Raw genomic sequence first — 2,833 nt, 5'->3', positions numbered from 1 at the left:
CGCCGCTCCCTTCGAGGGAGCGGCGCCGTCGGTCTATCGATGGAAGAACATCGAAATGGAAGAGCTCAGAACGTCGTGTAGCTTTCAGGCTGCCACTGCCCGGTGACCAGGTAGGAGACCTTGCGGGCCACCGAGACGCCATGATCGCCGAAGCGTTCAAAATAGCGGCTGGCCAGCGTCACATCGACCGTCACGGAGGCCGGGTGCGTCCACTCCGGTGCGGAGACCGCCTTGAAAACGCTGCGGTGCAGCTCATTGATCCGGGCATTGGCGCCGACGATGGCGGTCACCAGCTCCAGCTCACGGGTCTCCAGCAGCTCGGTCACCTGGCGCGAGATCTGGATGTCCAGGCTGGCCAGTTCGTCGAAGGTGGCGGTCAACGACTCGGGGATGACCTTCGCCGGGAAGCGGAGGCGGGCCAGCTGGGCCACATGGCGGGCCAGATCGCCCATCCGTTCCAGGGAGGCGCTCATCCGCAGGGAGCCCACGATCATCCGCAGATCGGAGGCCACCGGGCCCTGCAGGGCGAGGATGTCGATGGCGCGCTCATCAAGATCTTTCTGCAGGAAGTCGATCCGCGCGTCGGCGGCGATGACTTCCTGAGCCAACTCAACATCCGCACCGGTGAAGGCCTCATTTGCCTTTTCGATCGCGTCGGTCACCAGGGTGGAGATCTCGATGAGCTCTTCCCCGACCTGGTGCAGTTCGGCCTGGAATACTTTACGCACGGTGCGTCCTTTCGCCTTCAAAGATGCGCTCGTCAGGTGTCGCGCGCATCGAGATGCCGGGAAGTCACACCCAACAGGTGCGATGCTTTCAGTTCGGAGTGAACGAGTGGACACTAGCAGGTGAACGTTTGTTGAACCAGCGTCTGCGCGTCATTGCTGAAGATTTTCGCTCCCGTCACGGCACATAAGCTAGTGCCGTGGATCCCCTACTTCTTGGCGTTCTGTCCGGGCTGGTCGGCCTGCTGCTGGGCGCCTTCGGCGTGCTCGGATTCACCGCCAGTGAGCGGCAGCGCAAGGTCATGGACACCGATGACGAGCCCAGCCTGCCGCCCGGGTCCACCGAGGTGCTGTCCGCCGTCGGGCGGGCCTTTGTGGTGGTGGACGCGCTCGATGGCGTGGTGCGGGCCAGTCCCGGGGCTTATGCGTTCGGACTGGTCCGGGGGCACACCTTGGTCCACGAGCAGTTGCGTGAGTTGACCGCCCGGGTCCGTCGCGACGGCGTCATCGAAGAGCGTGAACTGGAGTTACCGCGCGGTCCGCTGGGCCAGGGAACCATCGTTGTCCAGGTGCGGGTGGCCGCGTTGGGTGAAGAGTACATTCTGTTGCTGGCCGATGACCGGACGGAGATCGTCCGGGCGGAGGCGATCCGCAACGACTTCGTTGCCAATGTCTCCCATGAACTCAAGACCCCGGTGGGGGCCATTTCGCTGCTTGCCGAGGCGCTGGAAGATTCTCCGGATGACGAGGAAGCAGTGCGTCGATTCGCGCAGCGGATGCACAAGGAGGCCTCCCGACTCGCTGCCCTGGTGCAGGACATCATTGAACTCTCCCGGCTGCAGGGTACCGATGTGGTGCAGAAGGGCCAGGCCGTGGATCTCAATCAGGTTCTGGCGGAGGCGGTGGACCGTTCCCGGCTGCCGGCCGAGGCCAAAGAGATCACTCTGCTCACCGGTGGGCACGCTGACGCTCCGGTCTATGGGGATTCGGATCTGCTTGTCACGGCCTTCCGCAATCTGATCGATAACGCGATCCGCTACTCCGCCGAGCGGACCACGGTCGGCATCGGGCTGCGCCAGAATGATGGCCTGATCACGGTCTCCGTCTCCGATCAGGGGGAGGGGATCAGCCCGGAGGAGCAGGAGCGGATCTTTGAGCGCTTCTACCGGGTTGATGCGGCCCGCTCCCGGCAGACCGGCGGGACCGGGTTGGGTCTGAGCATCGTCAAACACGTGGTGTCCAACCATGGCGGGGAGGTGACGGTGTGGTCCCAGGAGGGCAAGGGTTCCACCTTCACCGTACGCTTGCCTCAGATGGAAGGCGTTGACGCGGCCGATGCCGAACTGCCCGGTGCCGGGCAATCCCGTGCCGGGCATGCCCGCGCCAGCGCGGCCCAGCCGCCGTCACAGAACGTCAAAGGATAAGGATTGAAGACGTGAGCCGAATTCTGATTGTGGAGGACGAGGAGTCATTCTCCGACCCCCTGTCCTACCTGCTCGTCAAAGAGGGTTTCGAGGTGGACGTCGCGGCCAATGGACTGGACGCCATCGCCCTCTTTGACCGTGACGGAGCAGATCTGGTGCTGCTGGACCTGCAGCTTCCCGGACTCTCCGGCACCGAAGTCTGCCGTCAGCTGCGGGCCCGTTCTGCGGTGCCGGTGATCATGCTGACCGCCAAGGACTCGGAGATCGACAAAGTGGTGGGCCTGGAACTCGGTGCCGACGACTATGTCACTAAGCCGTATTCCTCACGGGAGCTGGTGGCCCGGGTGCGGGCGGTGCTGCGTCGTCAGGGCGAGCCGGAGGAGCTGGTGACCAACACCGTGCAGGCCGGTCCGGTCCGGATGGACATCGAGCGGCATGTGGTCTCGGTGGATGGCAGCCAGGTCTCGCTCCCGCTGAAGGAGTTTGAGCTGCTGGAGCTGTTGTTGCGCAATTCCGGCCGGGTGCTCACCCGTGGCCAGCTGATCGACCGGGTCTGGGGCTCCGACTATGTCGGTGACACCAAAACCCTGGATGTGCACGTCAAGCGCCTGCGCTCCAAGATTGAACCCGATCCGGCGGCGCCGCGCTATCTGGTGACGGTGCGCGGCCTGGGCTACAAATTCG

General features: G+C 64.2%; 3 protein-coding genes. 2 read left to right on the top strand and 1 reads right to left on the bottom strand.

From position 1 onward, the window contains the following. Positions 1-65: 65 nt before the first annotated feature. Positions 66-728: a phosphate signaling complex protein PhoU gene (gene phoU / locus QQM37_RS04830; RefSeq protein WP_285725440.1), complete on the bottom strand. Its 663-nt coding sequence runs from the start codon at positions 726-728 to the stop codon at positions 66-68. Between the two features lie 197 nt (positions 729-925). On the opposite strand from phoU, the gene QQM37_RS04825 reads away from it, so the two are divergent. Beyond that, positions 926-2,149: a sensor histidine kinase gene (locus tag QQM37_RS04825; protein ID WP_285725439.1), complete on the top strand. Its 1,224-nt coding sequence runs from the start codon at positions 926-928 to the stop codon at positions 2,147-2,149. Between the two features lie 11 nt (positions 2,150-2,160). Beyond that, positions 2,161-2,833 (top strand): response regulator transcription factor (locus QQM37_RS04820; RefSeq protein ID WP_285725438.1); only part of this gene is annotated, 673 nt, incomplete at its 3' end.

Origin of the sequence: Psychromicrobium xiongbiense (assembly GCF_030271165.1) — a bacterium.
Lineage (GTDB): Bacteria > Actinomycetota > Actinomycetes > Actinomycetales > Micrococcaceae > Renibacterium > Renibacterium xiongbiense.
The sequence above is the reverse complement of the archived record's forward strand: the minus strand, read 5'-3'. Positions and strand labels throughout refer to the sequence as shown.